This is a genomic window from Vreelandella sp. 21 (genome assembly GCF_050995515.1).
Taxonomy (GTDB): Bacteria; Pseudomonadota; Gammaproteobacteria; order Pseudomonadales; family Halomonadaceae; genus Vreelandella; species Vreelandella alkaliphila.
Genome location: NZ_CP194673.1, coordinates 3,686,811 through 3,705,107, shown reverse-complemented (window position 1 = coordinate 3,705,107; position 18,297 = coordinate 3,686,811). Strand labels below are relative to the sequence as shown.

Genomic DNA, 18,297 nt, shown 5'->3' with positions numbered 1-18,297 from the left:
CTTGGAAGTAGGTGGACTAGGGGTTATACCTCGTCAAAATCGAGCACCACTTTGTCACTGATCGGATAGCACTGGCAGGACAGTACGTAGCCGGCATCTATTTCGTAATCTTCCAAGGCGTAATTGGCGTCCATTTCCACCTCACCTTCGATGACTTTTGATTTGCAGGTGGAACACACGCCCGCCTTGCATGAGAACGGCAGGTCGGCGCCGTGCTCGTTACCCGCGTCCAAAATGTTTTGGGTATTGCGGGACAGGTTATATTCGATGGTGCGGCCGTCGATAATCACCTTGATATGCGAAGTTTCAGCCTCAAGTTGACCAGCTCTGGCTGCCTGGCGGCGCTTGGCGCCCGCTGTCGGCAGCCCAGTGGTGAACAGCTCGAAGTGCACCTTCTCCTTCGGCATTCCATGTTGAGTCAGAACATCACGCACGATCTCGGTCATCTCTTGCGGGCCACAGATAAACGCAGCATCGAGCTTGGGTACGTCTACCCAACGGTCAAACAGGGCATTGCACTTATCGGCATCGATACGACCATTGTAAAGATCGATTTCCTGCTGCTCGCGGCTGAACACGTAAATGATATTAAGGCGTTCGAGATAACGATCCTTGAGATCCTGCAGACGTTCGCGAAACAGCGTGCCCGTGGTAGAGCGGTTGCCATAAATCACGGTAAAACGACTTTTCGGCTCGCTTTCCAACGTAGTGGAAACAATCGACATGATGGGGGTGACGCCACTGCCTGCGGTCACCGCCAGATAGTGCCCTTCACGACTGGGGTCGAGAGGCACGAAGAACTTGCCCTGTGGTGGCATCACTTCCAATTGCTCCCCAGGCTGCAATTGCTGGTTGGCAAAGGTGGAGAAGCTACCACCTGGGACTAGCTTGACGGCGACTCTTAGCTCGTGTTCGTGGACGCCGGTGCAGATTGAATATGAGCGGCGGACATCCTCACCTTCGATGTCGCGGCGCAGTGTCAGGTACTGGCCTTGGGTAAAGCGAAAGGCGTCCAGCAGATCGTCGGGAATATCGAAAGCAATGGAAACGGCATCATGGGTTTCCTTGCGTACATCCTTGACGGTCAAGGCGTGAAATCGGCTCATGGGAAATGGTCTCGTCGTTTTACAGACACTTGAAATAATCGAAAGGCTCCAGGCAATCGCGGCAGCGATAGAGCGCCTTGCAAGCCGTAGAGCCGAATTCGCTGACGCGTTCGGTTGTGTTGCTGCCACATAAAGGGCAGGGCACTACCGGGTCAGACTGGCCCGTCAGGCTGCGCTTGCTGGCGCTCCCTACCGGCGGCGCGATGCCGTAAGCGCGCAATTTTTCGCGCCCGGCGTTGGTCAACCAATCGGTGGTCCAGGCAGGTGACAGGCGGCGCTGAATCAGCGGGTCTGAGTAACCAGCGGCCACCAACGCTTCATGAATATGCTGTTCGATAACTTCCGTCGCCGGGCAGCCGGAGTAGGTGGGGGTCACATTGACCGCCAGCCGATCGTCCACCCAGTCGATATCGCGCACAATTCCCAGTTCAACCACGCTGACCACCGGCACTTCTGGGTCTGGCACTTGCTCTAAAACCGCCAGCACGGCGTCGATATCGCCTTTTTCACCAGCGGGTGGCAGCCCGCGACGGTCGCTGCCGATCAAGTCACTTGAAGGCCAGTCATCGGTAGGCCTGTTATCGATATGCGTCGACGGTGGGTTACCAGACGGTTGCATCAGGATACGTCCTCGGCAGGTATTGCATTTCCGCCAACAGAAAGCCCAGGTGCTCGGTGTGATGGCCGACTTTGCCGCCGGTATACATCCAGGCGTCGTAGGAAGGTCGCTCAAGCGTGGCTTCCTCAAGCACCTCTTCCACCGTTGCTTTCCAGCGAGCGGCAATGGTTTCAGGATCAGGCGCGATGCCGGCCTCTATCATGGCCTGATCAATCTCGTCGACCTGCAATAGCTCGCCGGTGAACTGCCAAAGGTTGTCGAGCGCGCGCTGCATACGCGTGTGGCTTTCTTCGGTGCCATCGCCCAGGCGAATCACCCATTCAGAGGAGCGGCGAAGGTGGTACGTTGCTTCTTTAAGCGATTTAGCAGCCACTTCGGCAATTCGCGGGTCGCTGGACCCAGCCAAGCCATCAAGTAGATGAACGTGCCAAGCATCGAACAGGAACTGACGTCCTATGGTGTCTGCAAAGTCACCGTTGGGCTGCTCGGTGATCAACAGATTACGAAAGTCCTGGGCATCGCGGCGAAAGGCCAGATGATCGGCATCGATATTGTCAGTTACCAGGTCAGCAACCATCAGTTCAGCCGCATAGCCAAGCCAGTTGCGTGCCTGTCCGAAGAGGTCGAGCCCTACATTCATTAAGGCCAGCTCTTCTTCCAACGCTGGAGCTTTGCCACACAGCTGTGCGTGCCGCTGGCCAAGCACCAAGGCGTTGTCGCCAAGGCGTAGCAGGTAATCGGTCAGCGGTGCTTGTGTTTTTTGAGCCATGTTTTTCAGAGCAGTGTTTTTCAGTGCCATGTTTTGCATCACAGCCTCCCTTACATGTGGCCGACTTCTTTCGGCAGTTTGTAGAAGGATGCGTGGCGATAGACCTTATCGTTAGACGGGTCAAACAGCGGCTCTTTCTCATCAGGAGAAGACGCAGTGATTTCGCTGGCCGGAACCACCCAGATGCTCACTCCTTCATTACGACGGGTGTAAAGCTCGCGGGCATTTTCGATTGCCATGCTGCGATCAGCGGCGTGTACGCTGCCGACGTGCTTGTGGTTAAGGCCGTGCTTGCTGCGTATAAAAACTTCGAAGAGGGGCCAGTCAGCCATGAGAGATGCCTCAGTGGTCATAGGAGTCTCGCGAGACTCCCTATTGTTCTAAAAAATAGTGTTTTAAAAGTCGGGTTTTAAAAATAAGACGTTGCCAGCTTAGGCTGCTCGGCGTTGACGCTTGGCGGCATAAGCCACGGCGGCTTCACGCACCCAGGCACCGTTATCAATGGCGCTACGACGTGCTTCAATGCGCTCGCGGTTGCAGGGGCCGTTGCCTTTCACGACGTCGAAAAATTCCTGCCAGTCGATTTCACCGAACTCGTAGTGGCCGGTCTCTTGGTTATATTTGAGATCCGGGTCGGGAGCGGTGCAGCCCAGCAGCTCTAGCTGCGGTACGGTTTGGTCGAGGAAGCGCTGGCGCAACTCATCGTTGCTGTGGCGTTTGATCTTCCAGGCCATCGACTGAGCACTGTTGGGTGAGTTTTCGTCGGATGGCCCGAACATCATTAGCGATGGCCACCAGAAACGGTTGATGGAGTCCTGCACCATGGCTTTCTGGTCGTCAGTGCCCTCTTGCATCATGGTCAACAGAATTTGATAACCCTGGCGCTGATGGAAGCTCTCTTCCTTGCACACGCGAATCATGGCGCGCGCGTAGGGGCCGTAAGAGGTGCGCTGTAGCGGTACCTGATTGACGATGGCTGCGCCGTCGACCAGCCAGCCGATGGTGCCCATGTCAGCCCAGTTTAGCGTTGGGTAGTTGAAGATACTGGAGTACTTGGCGCGGCCATCGTGAAGCTTGTCGATCTCTTCGTCGCGGTCGGCACCCAGAGTTTCCATGGCGCTATAGAGGTACAGGCCATGACCCGCCTCATCCTGAATCTTGGCCATTAGCTGCAGCTTGCGCTTAAGGGTCGGCGCACGTGTCAGCCAGTTACCTTCCGGCAGCATACCGACGATCTCGGAGTGTGCGTGTTGCGAGATCTGACGGATCAACGTCTTGCGATAGGCGTCCGGCATCCAATTCTTAGGTTCTATTTTGATTTCATCATTGATGCGCTCCTGGAACTGGCGTTCCTCAGGGCCCATCTCATCAAGCGTTTTAAGTTTTTTAGAACCGGTTTCAACGAGCTGCGCGTACATAGAGACCTCCGCGGCGTCGGACTATCAGGGGGTTGACTTATCTTGCTTAAAGTATAGTGACACAAAATATTTTATCAATAACTATTTTTGTGTGTCACTTTAAGACTTTATGATTACGGATAAAGCCAATGTGTTTGGTTTATAAAGGAAAAGTGGCTCAGCGTAAGTGATTCTTAATGTGGAGTTTTTTATTATCAAAATTGGCTATGTGGGTATAAAAAGGCCCTTGCAGGGTTGCCTGCAAGGGCGTCGTTCTAACGTCTCAGTGTATGGCTAAACCAACCGGTTAAGGCGCTAAGGAGTGAATCAGCGAAGGTCCTTGACGCGTCTGGCCTTACCCAGCGAACGCATCACGCTCTCTACCTGACACACTTCAACCTGGGTGCTAATGCCAATGTACGTCTTAATGGCATGCTGAAGCTGTTTTGCTGCTTGCTCACAGGCTACTGGATCGCGGGCGATGTCATGATGGCTCGCCTCGACCCGCACAAGCACCATATCCATATTGCCTTGGCGGCTGACTTCGATCTCGTAGTGGGGCGAAAGCGTCGCAATCTTGAGCAGTTGCTCTTCGATCTGAGTGGGGAACACATTCACGCCGCGGATGATCAGCATGTCGTCGCTGCGACCAGTGATTTTGTCGATGCGGCGCATGGGGCGGGCGGTGCCCGGCAGTAAGCGGGTCAGGTCGCGGGTGCGGTAGCGAATCACCGGCAGGCCTTCTTTGGTTAGGGTGGTGAACACCAACTCGCCGTATTCGCCGTCTGGCAGGACGTCACCGCTGATTGGGTCGATGATCTCGGGGTAGAAATGATCTTCCCAGATGGTCGGGCCATCTTTGGTTTCCAGGCACTCCATGCCCACGCCGGGCCCCATTACTTCAGAGAGGCCGTAAATATCGAGGGCGTCAATGCCCAGGCGCTGCTCTAAGGCCGTGCGCATGCTATCGGTCCAGGGTTCGGCACCGAAAATGCCAGTGCGCAGGGGCAGTGTGCGCGGGTCGATCCCTTGTCGCTCCATCTCGTCTGCGATGTTGAGCATATACGAGGGGGTGACCATGATGATGTCCGGCTGGAAATCACGAATTAACTGAACCTGTTTCTCAGTCTGGCCGCCCGACATGGGGATGACCGCGCAGCCCAGGCGCTCGGCACCGTAATGCGCGCCCAGTCCGCCGGTGAACAGGCCGTAGCCATACGCCACATGTACTTTGTCGTTGCGGCTGCCGCCAGCGGCACGGATCGAGCGCGCCACCACATCGGACCACACATCAATGTCCTTCTGGGTGTAGCCCACCACCGTCGGTTGTCCGGTGGTGCCGCTGGAGGCATGGATGCGAACGATCTCGCTCATCGGGGTGGCCAACATGCCAAATGGGTAGTTGTCGCGCAAATCAGCCTTGGTGGTGAACGGCAGTTTGGCGAGATCTGCCAGCGTGTGGATATCGTCGGGATGTACCCCAGCCTTGTCGAAAGACTGACGGTAGAACGGCACATTGTCGTAAGCGTGCTTCAGGCTCCACTTCAGGCGCTTGACCTGAGTGGCGCGCAGCTCGTCGACGCTGGCGGTTTCCAAGGGGGCGAGAGTCGCAGTGTCGATACGCGTAGCGGGCTGATTCATCAGGGTCTCCGGTCAAGCAAATTGTTATTGGGCTAACGTTTTATGAGCGAGCCATGGTTAGGGTAACGATTTGATTAATGGTTTGAATAATGGGCCTATAAGCGCTCGATGATCAGAGCAATGCCCTGTCCGACACCGATACACATGGTGCATAGTGCAAAGCGTCCTTGCCGACGTTCGAGCTCATGCAGTGCCGTGGTGACCAACCGAGCGCCGCTCATACCCAGCGGATGTCCGAGTGCAATGGCGCCCCCATTGGGATTAACATGTTCGGCATCATCGCTAAGGCCCAGGTCGCGCATGACTGCCAAGGCCTGAGCGGCGAAGGCTTCGTTAAGTTCGATAACGTCCATTTGGTCAAGGGTGAGCCCAGTCTGGGCGAGTACTTTACGGGTAGCGGGAGAGGGGCCAAACCCCATAATGCGCGGCTCCACCCCGGCGGTGGCCATGCCTACCACACGAGCGCGAGCCTTGAGTCCGAAACGTTCAGCCTGCTCGGCAGATGCCATCAGTAGCGCACAGGCACCATCGTTAACCCCAGAAGCATTTCCCGCGGTGACACTGCCGCCTTCGCGGAAGGGCGTGGGAAGCTTGGCGAGCTGTTCTGCGGTCGTATTGGCACGCGGGTGCTCATCGGTATCCACCACCAGCGGGTCTTGTTTGCGGCGGGGTATTTCGACAGGAATGATCTCTTCAGCAAGGCGGCCAGCCTCAATAGCGGCGGCGGTACGCTGCTGGCTGCGCAGGGCGAAGGCGTCCTGGTCTTCCCGGGAAATGCCAAATTGTTCAGCCACGTTTTCAGCGGTTTCGGGCATTGAGTCCACGCCAAACTGAGCTTTCATGGCGCGATTGATAAAGCGCCAGCCGATGGTGGTGTCGAAAATATCGGCTTGGCGTGAGAAGGCTTGTTCGGCCTTACCCATCACAAAAGGCGCGCGAGACATTGATTCCACCCCACCGGCGATCATTAGTCCTGCTTCGCCGGTCTTGATGGTACGGGCGGCGTTGCCGATCGCATCCATGCCTGAACCACAAAGGCGGTTAATGGTAGTGCCGGGCACCTCGACCGGAAGCCCGGCAAGCAATGCAGACATACGCGCCACGTTGCGGTTGTCTTCGCCCGCCTGGTTGGCGCAGCCGTAAAAGATGTCGTCGATCAGCGACCAGTCGACGCCTGGGTTGCGTTCCCTCAGGGTGCGCATGGGAATGGCCCCCAGGTCATCGGCACGCATACCCGAAAGCGCGCCGCCGTAGCGACCTATTGGGGTGCGAATGGCATCAATAATCAGCGCGTCTTTCATCGGTTATCTCCAGCAGCAGTATTTTCTGCGTCAGTATCTTCCAAGCGGCGTACGCTGCCGCGAATTTTGTAGGAACGCCCGCGGAACAAGGCAACGGTATCGCCGTGCTGATTGCGCAGCGTGATGTCATAAATGCCGGTGCGCCCACGGCGGCTGCGCTCTTCGGCGGTGGCGGTCAGTTCGTCACCTAGCTGGCCAGGGCCGAGATAGTCGATGCTGCAGCCTGAGGCTACCGTGGCCTCATCGTAGCTGTTGCAGGCAAACGCAAAGGCGGAATCGGCCAGGGCAAACAGAAACCCGCCATGGCAGTTGCCGTGACCCTGCACCATATCCTGGCGCACGGTCATGGTCAGTTCTGCAAAGCCGGGGGCGACACGGGTAATGCGCATGCCCAACCCTTGGCTGGCATGGTCACGGGCAAACATTGCCTCGGCACAGGCTTCCGCCAGCTGCTGTGGGGTCAGTTGGGTATCACTCATGAAAGCTTTCCTCGCTCAGGGCGTTGCGACGCAGCAGGAACGAGCTGCGATAACGCTCTTCGCCGTAGCTCTGCTGTAGATGCGTCAGGGTGCGGTGAACGAAGGGCAGACCCAGTGAGTCTGCCCAGGCCAATGGGCCGCGGGGGTAGTTGACGCCAGCCTGCATGGCCAGGTCGCCATCCTGGGCACTGCAGACACCCTGGAGTACGGCATCGGCAGCTTCATTGGCGAGCATGGCTACGGTGCGCAGTACCACCAGCCCCGGGGTGTCGGTTAGCCAGGCCACGTCTATCCCCAAGCGTTGGAAGAAAGCCGTCGCCAGTTTGCGGGCCTCGGGCGATGCCGTGTGACTGGCAGCAAGCGCGATGGCGCTAGCGCTGCGGTAGTCCAAACACAGGTCGAACAGTACCAGGGCGTCGAGCCCTTCATTGACCGCACGTTCAGCGGCGCACCGCCCGTCGCTAAGGGCCAGCACTAGATCACCCAGATATAAGCGAGGCGTGCCATCTGGCTGGAGTGATTCGCGACGAACTACGACGAGCCCAGCTTCCTGGGCGCGTTCCAACAGCGGAGCGATCACGCCAGGGTCGCCCTGTACGACAAGTGCGGGTAGCTCCGTATTTGCTGGTCCGGCAAACGTAGGCTGTGGCTTAGCAGCGCTTTCAGCGTAGTCAAAGAAGCCCTTGCCAGACTTACGTCCCAGGCGCCCGGCTTCAACCAACGCTTGCTGTACTAAGGAGGGCTCGAAACGGGTATCGCCGTAGTAAGCGTCAAACACCGAGCGGGTCACCGCGTAGTTAACGTCATGACCGATCAGATCCATCAGCTCGAAAGGCCCCATGCGGAACCCACCGGCTTGACGCAGTAATGCATCGATAGTGGCGGCATCGCTGGCACCTTCCTGCAGCAGGCGTAGGCCTTCAGCATAAAATGGCCGTGCCACGCGATTAACAATGAACCCAGGGGTGGAGCTGGCGTGCACCGCGACCTTGCCCCAGGCAACGGCGGTGTCATAAAGGGTGTCGGCAATCTCGGTGGTGGTGGCTAGGCCAGACACCACTTCCACTAGTTTCATGATCGGTGCGGGGTTAAAGAAGTGCAGCCCCGCCATGCGCTCAGGACGCTCAAGATTCGCAGCAATAGAAGTGATCGACAGTGACGAAGTGTTGCTGGCGAGCAAGGTGTCCGGCGAACACAAAGCTTCTAGCTGGGCGAACACCTGACGTTTGATCTCAAGGTTTTCGACAATAGCTTCGATAACCAAATGACTGTCGGCCAAGGCATCGATAGCATCGGCAGGCTGTAGGCGAGCAATAATGTTATCCACATCCCCTTGGATCATCTTACCCTTGGCAACACGCTTTTCCAGCTGACGGCGAATGTTATCGATGCCTGCTTTGGCGGCACCCGGCTGGTTGTCGTGCAGAATGACCGAGTGGCCAGCCTGGGCGGCAACCTGAGCAATACCGGCGCCCATGGCACCTGCGCCAATCACACCAATAACGGCAGACGTGGGAAGGGCTGGCATATCACTCTCCCTTGAAGGTGGGGCGACGTTTCTCGATAAAAGCGCTGACGCCTTCGCGGTAATCTTCCGTGCGTCCGGCAAGGCGCTGCAGGTCGCGTTCCAGGTCGAGCTGCTCGTTGAAACTGTTATCGCTGCTGGCGTGCAGGGCACGTTTGATAAGCGCCAAGCCGCGCGTTGGTTGAGTGGCCAAGTGGCGAGCCATGTTCATGGCTTCTTCCTGAAGCGCCTCATCATCGACGCAGCGCCAGATCATGCCCCACTGTTCGGCAGTCTCTGCGGGCAGCTTGTCGCCAAGCATGGCTAGACCCTTGGCACGCGCCATACCCACCAGATTAGGCAGTGTCCAGGTGCCGCCGGAGTCGGGAATTAATCCAATCTTGCAGAAGGCCTGAATGAAGCTTGCCGAACGAGCAGCCAATACGATGTCGCAGGCCAGGGCGATGTTGGCACCGGCTCCTGCCGCCACACCATTCACCGCACAAATGGTTGGGAACGGCATGTCTTTAAGAGCGCGCAACATAGGGTTGTAGCGTTTTTCAAGCGACTCGCCGAGGTCGGGGGCTTGTTCGCCGGGCGCAACGCTGCGGTCGGAAAGATCCTGACCAGCGCAGAAGCCGCGGCCGTTACCGGTCAATAACAAAGCGCGAACGCTTGAGTCCTGGCGCACGGCTTTTAGCGCCTTGCGCATCTCGGCATGCATCTCTGTATTGAAGCTGTTCAGGCTGTCGGGGCGGTTTAGCGTAATACAGGCAACGCCATCTTCCACGGTGTACAGCAGGGGCGCTTGGCTCATGGGTAATATCCTTGTGTCAGTGCCCTTGAAAAGTGGCAGGTCGTTTTTCTTGGAAGGCGCGAATGCCCTCTTCGCGGTCGGCGGTGCCCGCCAATAAGGTGAACGCATGGCGTTCAAAGCGCAGGCCAGTGGCTAGGTCGGTATCCATCGCCTTGTGTAACGACTCCCTTGCTAAGCGCACGGCCAGCGGTGCCTTGGCGGCAATGCGCGTTGCAATGGCCATGGCGCGCTCAAGGGTTAATTCGGGCTGGGTAATCTCGCTAATCAGGCCTGCTTCAAGGGCGCGGCGAGCAGAAATTGGCTCGCCAGTTAGCACCATTTGGGTAGCCAGTGATTTACCCACCGCTCTAAGCAGACGCTGGGTACCACCAGCACCGGGCATGATGCCCAGATTGATTTCAGGCTGGCCGAACAGGGCACTTTCACCGGCAATAATGATGTCGGCATGCATGGCTAGCTCACAGCCACCGCCCAAGGCGTAGCCGTTAACGGCAGCAATGATTGGTTTGCGGAAACGCGTAATGGTGGCCCAGTGGTGCTGGCGAGGATCTTCCAGCATGCCGACTAGGTCACGTTCAGCCATTTCATTAATATCCGCACCGGCGGCGAATGCTTTCGCACTTCCGGTGATCACCACGGCGCGAACGTTGTCGTCACTATCGGCGCTGTTCAGGGTGTCGGCGAGTTCGCCAAGCAGCTGGGTATTCAGCGCATTCAGTGCTTCAGGGCGATTCAGCGTGATGCATAAAACGCCTTCCAGGGGCGGAGTTATTTTTAGAGTAGTGGGCATTGTTACCTCAGTTCGGCCTGTGGCGCACAGGATGAATATCTGCCGAGTATAGGTTTATTTTGATACACATCAATATTGTTTGACTGTTTTTAGTGTGTCACTTGTTGGTGTTTTTGATAATTTATGTCTTGTTAACAATGACTTGTATGTATTTATAGCGAGTAAGTGATAGTTATTAGACCATGGTATGAAAGGTGGAAAGTTGGCCCGAAAAGTGATCTTTAGCCCGTATATATCGAGTTTATTGATCGTGGTGGGCTAATTCTTAAGCAAGCGGTGCCAGGGAAAGCGTTTGATGTTTTGTTACGGGAAAGATAGTCTTTGTTCTTATAACGTATCAAAAAAATAAGTGAGTGCAGGAGCGCCCCATGACGCAATCAGCGCAGCAGATGTTTGACCTTCACCGTGACATTCTTGACCAGGCTGTCGGCGCCATCTCTAGCCGTAATTTTTGGACGCCCTACCCAGAAAGTATGCGCAAATACCCCGAAGATGCCGTTAAAGCGGCACCATCGAGATTTGAGTCACTGCTTAATCAACCATTTACGCTGAATAGTGTTGGCAGCACTCACCACGTGGGTGGCGAAGTCTCACCTTATGGTTTTGAACTCGGCATTACTTATAACCAGCCAAGCCCCGACGAGCTGATAGTGGCCATGCAAGTAGCAATGCGTGACTGGCGAGATGCTGGGGTGCAAGCGCGCGTGGGGGTGTGTTTGGAAGTCCTGTCGCGCCTTAATGCCATGAGCCCGGAGATCGCCCAGGCGGTGATGCATACTAGTGGTCAGGGGCCGTTGATGGCGTTTCAGGCAGGTGGGCCGCATGCTCAGGATCGCGGCCTTGAAGCCGTGGCCTATGCTTGGCAAGCGATGGCGCAGATTCCTGCTACCGCACAGTGGGTTAAGCCCCAGGGCAAGCATGATCCCATTGTCATGGATAAGCGTTTTCACATCGTGCCACGTGGCATCTCGTTGGTGGTGGCCTGCTCTACTTTTCCCACCTGGAATACTTATCCTGGCTTGTTTGCCAGTCTGGCGACGGGCAACCCCGTCATTCTTAAGCCGCATCCTGGCGCTATTTTGCCTGTGGCGATGACCGCACGGGTTGTTCAACAGGTACTGGAGGAAGCGGGCTTTGACCCTTGTCTGGTTAGCTTGGTACCCGACACTGTCGATGCGCCGCTGACGAAAACGCTGGCGCTTGACCCTGCGGTAAAGCTGATCGATTTCACTGGCTCCAATACCTTTGGCGATTGGCTAATAGATAACGCCACTCAGGCTCAGGTGTTTGCTGAGAAAGCCGGTGTCAACACGGTCATTATCGACAGCGTGGATAACCTTAAAGCGGTCACGGCGAATCTTGCCTTCTCGCTGAGCCTTTATTCCGGGCAGATGTGCACGACCCCTCAGGCTATTTATGTACCCAAAAACGGTATTGAAACAGCGGATGGCCATTTGAGTTTTGACGACGTGGCGGCAGCGCTTGCGAAAGCTGTACAGGCATTTCTGAGTGACAATGACCGCGCCTGCACGGTGTTAGGTGCCCTGCAGTCAGTAGACACGCAAGCACGGATTGATGCGTGCCGTGGCTTGGGCGAAATAGTCCTGGATAGCGAGTCACGAAAACACGCCCAATACTCTGACGCCCGCATTCACACGCCGCTTATCCTCAAGGTAGATGCAGCACAGAAGGCTACCTATGGTGAGGAACGCTTCGGCCCCATCAGCTTTGTTATCGCGACTGAGAACACCGCGCATAGCATTGAACTGGCCCGTGACGTGATCCGGGAAAAGGGCGCGATAACCCTAGGTGGCTATACGACTGATGAGGCAGTGGCCGAGCAGTTCGAAGAGCTGGCGATGGAAGTGGCGACGCCGCTTTCGTTGAACCTGGATGGGGGGATATTCGTCAACCAGTCGGCTGCTTTCAGTGACTTTCACGCCACAGGCGGTAATCCGGCAGCTAATGCCTCGCTATGTAATCAAGCCTTTGTTGCCAGTCGCTTTGTGGTGGTGCAAAGCCGTCGCCACGGCCAACCGAACTAACGGAGAACGTGATGCCTTACTATCGACTTGAAGGGGTGACGCCAGTGGTGCACCCGACCGCTTATGTCCACCCGACCGCAGTGCTCATCGGGGATGTGATTGTTGGCCCCAATTGTTACGTTGGCCCCGGCGCGGTGATGCGCGGTGACTTCGGCCGACTGGTGCTGGAAGAGGGTGCGAACCTGCAGGATACCTGCGTCATGCACGGCTTTCCGGGCTGTGTCACTAAGGTTGAGAAAGATGGCCATATCGGCCACGGCGCGGTTTTGCATGGCTGCGTGGTTGGGCGTGATGCCATGGTCGGCATGAACGCTGTAGTGATGGATGGTGCTCACATAGCGGAGCGCTCTATTGTTGCGGCAGCAGCATTCGTCAAGGCAGGCTTCGAGTGTGAGCCACAGTCGCTGGTGATGGGGGCTCCTGCAAAGGTTAAACGCCCGCTGAGTGATGAGGAGTTTGCTTGGAAGCAGCAGGGTACTCAAGAGTATCAGCGTTTAGTGACCCGTTGCCGTGACAGCTTGGAACCTTGTGAACCGCTGGCAGAGCTCGATGCTGACCGGCCAACCTTGCTAGCCGGTGATACACAACCTAAGCAGCAGACGCTGGATAAGTCGCCACAGCCATGAGCGGTGATATGTGGCGACTAATTCAGTGGCCTCGTTAGGCGTTCATTCCAATCCACCGAAGCGTTGGTAGAAACTAGGGCCAGGGGCTGGTAATGGGCCCTCGGCAGTTTCTAGGTGCCGGTCCAGCCAGCGCTCTGCGCGCTCGTAGAGCAATCGATAGAGGTTGCGGCAGAGCTGATGGGCGTAGCGACCTTCCCACGCCGTGGGGAGTAATTCGTCAGGCAGTAGGGGGTCACGTAACTGAACCTTACGATACTCGTGAATCAGCAAGGTGCGAGCAATGAAGCACTCTTCCTGCCCTAAATGGTTCTCTGCGTTGAGCGCATTCCACAGTGGGCGAAACTTAACCAGAAAACGCTGGTAAAGCTCGGCGAGTTCGTCGAGGTTCCAGCTGTCTCTGACCTGCAGGCGCAGCGGCTTACTGGTCATGGGCTCCATGGTCTGGGTTTGCATTACGATCGTGTCGTCTGCCGCATCAAGCTCTTGCAAAGCCACTATGGTTTCCGCGCATGACAGCGTGGGATGCGCCAGCACGCCCTGAGCGAAACTACCAAAACCGAGCCATTCAAGCTCATCGCGAATCTGCTGGCGACGGTCGGCTGGCAACTGCGCCAGCAGCGCCAATGTCCACTGGCCCGACCAGGGGGGCTGGGCACCGTGATAGACACGCTTGAAAGCTTGTTCAAAACGACGTCGTCCAGGGCCGCTCAGCCGGTAGTAGCTGCGACGACCGACCTTTTCGCCACGTAGCCAGGTTTCATGGGTCAGCCGATAAACCGATGTGCGCACCAGCCGCTCATTGATACCGATGGGCTCCACCAGTTTCGATAGACTGCCGAGCCATACAGTACCGCCCCGCGGAACGATAGAGTCGCCATAGACAGTAATAATCAGTGAGCCGGCGCGAATAGGCCGACGCTTCTGGAAGTCATCAATAAGCGTAGCGACGCAGTCTGTAGCTGACGACATGGTGTGTGTTGATTCCCTTGACGATGAAGTTGTCGCAAAACGACAGAAAATATAGCTTTTATAGAAGATTATCGTATCACGTTTTTTTGTGATTTGGCCTGGGCTGTTGCCAGGATTAGTCCTGTTCAGCAAGGCAGTTAGGCGCTCGTCCAGGTTATGAGTGGAAGTCATGAAGAATGCTAATCAGCAGTTCAAGGTTTTCTGCTTCATTGTCTTTTAGCCAAATGCAGTGCGACTCATGCGTGATAGAAACATCGGCTAGAGGCAGAAAACTGACGTTAGAAAACTGAGTGTCAATCAGCGATTTTGGTACCAGCGCGACCCCCATGCTGTTGGCGACCAATGCGATCACTGTCAGCCATTGTGACACCTCATGCGTTACATTTGGGGTTAGATCGGCAACGTGGAACAGGCCCATGATGCGGTCGTAGTAGTGAGGGGAAAGGTCACGGCGAAACGTGATGAATGAGTCGCTGCACAGATCTTTGAGGCGAATTGACTGCCGTTGTGCTAACGGATGGTGACTGGGTACGCAACCAAGCAGGGGCTCACTGGCCAGTGTCAGCTTTTCCAGCGTCTCGGGAAGTGGCATGGCATGAATAAAACCGATATCGAGTTGTCCAGACTCTATTCCCTCAACCTGATCGGATGAACTACGCTCCAGCAGCTTTACCTCAATGCCAGGGTGGGCCGATTTGAGCTTCTGTAATGCAAGCGGCAAACCGCGGAATAGCATAGCGGGTGTAAAGCCGATTCTCAGAATACCCGAAGCACCCTCTGCGATACGCTGCATCATGATGCGCGACTCTTCCAATTCCTCAAGCAGGCGCCTTGCTTGTCGCTGAAATACCTCACCCGCAGTCGTTAGCTTAACGCTCTTACTACTTCGCTGAAGTAGCTTTACACCCAGCTCGTCTTCAAGCTGGCGCAGGCTCGCGCTTAGCGGCGGCTGCGAGATATGTAGTTTTTCAGCGGCCCTACCGAAATGCAGCTCTTCGGCCAGCACCAGAAAATAGCGCAATTGTCGAAAGGTGAGTGCCATCTGAAGCTTCCATCGTTATGAGCAGAGTTATGACAAACGACCTCAACGATACAGTAAATAGTATCGATAGATCCTTAAACGGTATTGGATGCCCAGTGTGAATGGTTACTAGTATGCGAAAGACGCTATCGAAACTATAACAAGGAGAATCGGTATGTTGAACGCTATTCACCGCAATATTCCAGATAACCGTGGGCACAATGCCTTTTCCAGTGACCCAGAGCTATCCAGTCTGTTAGATGTTTACCTAGATCCTGACTTGCGCCAGCATACCGCGCCTTCTTTCGATGAGCTGGGCAAGCTGGTGGGAGATGAGCTTGAAACATTAGCGCTGGCTGCGGATAAAAACCCACCGATCCTTCATCTGCGTACCCGCAACGGAGCTGATGCACAGCATATCGAAAAACACCCTGCCTACCAGCGGCTGGAGCACTACGCTTACTCACATTTTGGCCTGGCGGCGATGTCGCACCGTGGCGGCGTGCTGGACTGGCCAGAGCCGATGCCGCCGGCGGTTAAATACGGTCTGACCTTCTTGTTTGTACAGGCTGAATTTGGATTGTGCTGCCCGCTGAGTATGAGCGACTCGCTAACACGCACGTTACGCAAGTTTGGTTCTGAAGCGTTAATTGCCCAGTTTATTGATCATCTGACCTCCCAGGATGAAGCGCAGCATTTTCAAGGGGCCATGTTCATGACCGAGCAGGATGCTGGGTCAGACGTTGGTGCGATTACCACGGAAGCCCGTTACGAGAACGGCGTGTGGCGTCTTTATGGTGACAAATGGTTCTGTTCTAACCCGGATGCCGACCTAGCTATGGTGCTGGCGCGCCCGGAAGGTGGGCAGGGCGGTACGCGCGGGTTGACGCTATTTTTACTGCCACGTCGTTTGCCTGATGGCCGTTTGAACAACTACCGCATCCTGCGTCTTAAGGACAAAATGGGTACCCGCTCCATGGCCAGTGGCGAGATTGCCCTGGAAGGTGCAGAAGCCTATGTGGTGGGGGAAGAGGGTAAGGGCTTTAAGCACATGACCGACATGATCAATATGTCGCGACTTTCCAACGGCGTGCGCTCTGCTGGCCTGATGCGCCGCGCGATGAGCGAAAGCCTGTATATCGCACGTAATCGTTATGCGTTTGGTCGCCACTTGATTGAGCTGCCGTTGATGCAGCGCCAATTGCTCAAGATGATGCTAACCGCCGAGCAGGGGCGCAGCATGGTATTCCATACGGCCGAATGTTTGCGACGAGCAGACAAAGGCGATCAAGAAGCCGCAAAACTGTTGCGCATTTTGACGCCACTGATCAAGTTTCGTACCACTCGGGATGCCCGTAAGGTTACGACTGATGGTATGGAAGTGCGCGGTGGGTGTGGCTATATCGAAGAGTGGTCGGATGCTCGGGTAGTGCGCGACGCCCATTTGGGGTCGATTTGGGAAGGCACCAGTAATATTGTCGCGTTGGACGTGTTTCGTGCGATTCGTCGTGAAGGCACCTTGCCTGTTTTGAGTGATTATCTGCATCGCCTGATCGATGCTTCCGCCCTGGCCGAACGAGCACGCTGCTTACTCAAACAAGTGCTGGATAAGGCTGTTCTGGCGGCGGAGCAAGTAGCGGAAAATGCTAATAACGAGCACGAAGTGCGACGCATTGCCAGTACGCTTTATCACGCCACCTCGGCGGTTTTTCTTGCCTGGGAAGCACAGCAGCAACGTGATAATCAGCGCCGCGCCGCTCTGGCAGCGCTGGTGCTGCGCTACAAGCTGTTACCACAGGACCCGACTGTCATTGATGATGTGCCCGCAGAACATTTTGCTGAGCTGCTGGCAGAGCGGCCTATGGTGGCATCCCGTGTCGCGCAGTTGATAGCTACTCTGAATCTCCCTGAACCTGCCGCTGAGCAAGTGCCAGAGGTGGCATCATGAGTACCCCCGCTGCTTCTTTGAGTGGTATTCGTATTCTTGATCTAAGCCGGGTACTGGGTGGCCCATATTGCACTCAGGTACTGGCGGATCATGGGGCGGATGTGATCAAGATTGAGCCGCCGCAAGGTGATGAAACACGCGGCTGGGGGCCGCCATTTCAAGGCGACGCCTCTTCCTATTTTCATGGCCTTAATCGTGGCAAGAGGGGGATGGCGCTTGATCTGCGCCAGGATGAAGGTCGCGCCTTATTGCTGGAATTGCTTGAAAGCGCGGATGTGCTGGTTGAGAACTTCAAACCGGGCACATTGGAAAAGTGGGGGCTGGGATATGATGTCCTGAGTGCACGCTTTCCGCAGTTGATTCATTGTCGAATCAGCGGTTTTGGGGCCGATGGTCCGATGGGTGGTCTGCCTGGTTACGATGCAGTGATTCAGGCCATGGCCGGGCTGATGAGCGTTAATGGTGAGCAGGGCGGGGATCCCCTGCGAGTGGGCTTGCCGATTGTGGATATCGTGACGGGGTTGAATGCGGTGATAGGCATTACCCTGGCACTGCATGAGCGGACGCGTAGTGGTCAAGGCCAGTTTGTCGAAGCGGCACTATTTGACTCGGGACTGTCGTTGATGCACCCGCATTTCCCGAACGTGTTTTATGGTGGTCCAGCCCCACAGCGTACCGGCAATGCGCATCCAAATATTGCCCCCTACGAGGTGTATAAGACCGCGACGCAGCCACTGTTCTTAACGGTGGGCAACAACGGTCAGTTTGCTAAGCTGTGCGCCGAATTGGGCTGCACCGAGCTTATCCCGGATTCGCGCTTTATCGATAACGGTACACGTCTGGTCAATCGTGAGGCGTTACGTGAGGCGCTGGAAGACGCCATGAAACATCAGGATGGCCTGATGCTAGCGGAACGCCTGATTCAAAGCGGTGTGCCCTGTGGCCCTGTGCTGGAAACCTCCCAGGTACTCGCTCATCCCCATACAGCCCATCGAAAAATGGTTGTTGAAATTGGCGCCTACAAAGGCACCGGCTCGCCGATCAAGTTAAGCCGCACGCCTTGTCATTATGAGCGCCCACCTCCCACCTTTTCGCAGCACACGGAGGATATTCTCAAGGACATGGGCGCCTCGTCTGAACGTGTTGCGCAACTGAAAGAAAAGGGTATTACGCCCACCGAAAAAAACACCTGATCAAGGCCGAGAGTAACCCTCTTTGGCCCATAAGACATCACTAACAACGTCAACAATAAGTGAGACTTCATC

The 18,297-nt window shown here is 55.9% G+C and carries 17 protein-coding genes; 4 read left to right on the top strand and 13 right to left on the bottom strand.

Annotated elements, in window-relative coordinates; genetic code table 11:
• Positions 1–23 precede the first annotated feature (23 nt).
• The 11 genes from paaE to paaF form a co-directional block, all read right to left on the bottom strand.
• Positions 24–1,106 (bottom strand): 1,2-phenylacetyl-CoA epoxidase subunit PaaE, encoded by a 1,083-nt coding sequence (gene paaE / locus ACN06F_RS16770; protein WP_198348881.1) that lies wholly within the window; start codon positions 1,104–1,106, stop codon positions 24–26.
• A gap of 19 nt (positions 1,107–1,125) precedes the next feature.
• Positions 1,126–1,725 (bottom strand): 1,2-phenylacetyl-CoA epoxidase subunit PaaD, encoded by a 600-nt coding sequence (paaD, locus tag ACN06F_RS16765; RefSeq protein WP_433924366.1) that lies wholly within the window; start codon positions 1,723–1,725, stop codon positions 1,126–1,128.
• Positions 1,709–2,533: a 1,2-phenylacetyl-CoA epoxidase subunit PaaC gene (gene paaC, locus ACN06F_RS16760; protein ID WP_433924365.1), complete on the bottom strand. Its 825-nt coding sequence runs from the start codon at positions 2,531–2,533 to the stop codon at positions 1,709–1,711. Before paaC ends, paaD begins: the two co-directional genes overlap by 17 nt.
• Before the next feature lie 11 nt (positions 2,534–2,544).
• Positions 2,545–2,826, bottom strand: coding sequence for a 1,2-phenylacetyl-CoA epoxidase subunit PaaB (gene paaB / locus ACN06F_RS16755; RefSeq protein WP_009723077.1), 282 nt, complete (start codon positions 2,824–2,826; stop codon positions 2,545–2,547).
• A 99-nt stretch (positions 2,827–2,925) separates the two neighbouring features.
• On the bottom strand, positions 2,926–3,912 hold the full coding sequence (paaA, locus tag ACN06F_RS16750) for a 1,2-phenylacetyl-CoA epoxidase subunit PaaA (RefSeq protein WP_038479094.1): 987 nt from the start codon (positions 3,910–3,912) through the stop codon (positions 2,926–2,928).
• Between the two features lie 306 nt (positions 3,913–4,218).
• Positions 4,219–5,532: a phenylacetate--CoA ligase PaaK gene (gene paaK / locus ACN06F_RS16745; RefSeq protein WP_271911780.1), complete on the bottom strand. Its 1,314-nt coding sequence runs from the start codon at positions 5,530–5,532 to the stop codon at positions 4,219–4,221.
• Between the two features lie 95 nt (positions 5,533–5,627).
• Positions 5,628–6,833: a 3-oxoadipyl-CoA thiolase gene (pcaF, locus tag ACN06F_RS16740; RefSeq protein ID WP_271911779.1), complete on the bottom strand. Its 1,206-nt coding sequence runs from the start codon at positions 6,831–6,833 to the stop codon at positions 5,628–5,630.
• Positions 6,830–7,312 carry a hydroxyphenylacetyl-CoA thioesterase PaaI gene (gene paaI / locus ACN06F_RS16735; RefSeq protein ID WP_271911777.1) on the bottom strand — a complete coding sequence of 161 codons (483 nt, stop codon included), beginning with the start codon at positions 7,310–7,312 and terminating at the stop codon, positions 6,830–6,832. The genes pcaF and paaI overlap by 4 nt, the downstream gene beginning before the upstream one ends.
• Positions 7,305–8,840 carry a 3-hydroxyacyl-CoA dehydrogenase PaaH gene (paaH, locus tag ACN06F_RS16730; RefSeq protein ID WP_271911776.1) on the bottom strand — a complete coding sequence of 512 codons (1,536 nt, stop codon included), beginning with the start codon at positions 8,838–8,840 and terminating at the stop codon, positions 7,305–7,307. Before paaH ends, paaI begins: the two co-directional genes overlap by 8 nt.
• A gap of 1 nt (position 8,841) precedes the next feature.
• Positions 8,842–9,633 (bottom strand): 2-(1,2-epoxy-1,2-dihydrophenyl)acetyl-CoA isomerase PaaG, encoded by a 792-nt coding sequence (paaG, locus tag ACN06F_RS16725; RefSeq protein ID WP_009723071.1) that lies wholly within the window; start codon positions 9,631–9,633, stop codon positions 8,842–8,844.
• A gap of 16 nt (positions 9,634–9,649) precedes the next feature.
• Positions 9,650–10,423, bottom strand: a complete 774-nt coding sequence (gene paaF, locus ACN06F_RS16720; protein WP_038479077.1) for a 2,3-dehydroadipyl-CoA hydratase PaaF — start codon at positions 10,421–10,423, stop codon at positions 9,650–9,652.
• A gap of 368 nt (positions 10,424–10,791) precedes the next feature.
• Between paaF and paaN the strand changes: the two genes are divergently transcribed.
• Entirely contained in the window at positions 10,792–12,468 is a 1,677-nt protein-coding gene (gene paaN, locus ACN06F_RS16715) for a phenylacetic acid degradation protein PaaN (RefSeq protein WP_433924364.1), read from the top strand.
• A gap of 11 nt (positions 12,469–12,479) precedes the next feature.
• The gene (paaY, locus tag ACN06F_RS16710; protein ID WP_120386176.1) at positions 12,480–13,094 is read left to right on the top strand and encodes a phenylacetic acid degradation protein PaaY; all 615 of its coding nucleotides are present in this window, start codon (positions 12,480–12,482) and stop codon (positions 13,092–13,094) included.
• A gap of 42 nt (positions 13,095–13,136) precedes the next feature.
• Here paaY and paaX read toward each other — a convergent pair whose 3' ends face one another.
• Complete coding sequence (gene paaX, locus ACN06F_RS16705; protein WP_433924363.1) at positions 13,137–14,063, bottom strand: phenylacetic acid degradation operon negative regulatory protein PaaX; 927 nt, start codon at positions 14,061–14,063, stop codon at positions 13,137–13,139.
• 154 nt (positions 14,064–14,217) lie between these two features.
• Positions 14,218–15,105, bottom strand: a complete 888-nt coding sequence (locus ACN06F_RS16700; RefSeq protein ID WP_415964873.1) for a LysR family transcriptional regulator — start codon at positions 15,103–15,105, stop codon at positions 14,218–14,220.
• A gap of 154 nt (positions 15,106–15,259) precedes the next feature.
• Here ACN06F_RS16700 and ACN06F_RS16695 point away from each other — a divergent pair, with 154 nt between their 5' ends.
• Together ACN06F_RS16695 and ACN06F_RS16690 are read left to right on the top strand one after the other, a co-directional pair.
• On the top strand, positions 15,260–17,032 hold the full coding sequence (locus tag ACN06F_RS16695) for an acyl-CoA dehydrogenase family protein (RefSeq protein ID WP_433924362.1): 1,773 nt from the start codon (positions 15,260–15,262) through the stop codon (positions 17,030–17,032).
• Positions 17,029–18,225 (top strand): CaiB/BaiF CoA transferase family protein, encoded by a 1,197-nt coding sequence (locus tag ACN06F_RS16690; RefSeq protein ID WP_433924361.1) that lies wholly within the window; start codon positions 17,029–17,031, stop codon positions 18,223–18,225. The genes ACN06F_RS16695 and ACN06F_RS16690 overlap by 4 nt, the downstream gene beginning before the upstream one ends.
• Positions 18,226–18,297 lie beyond the last annotated feature (72 nt).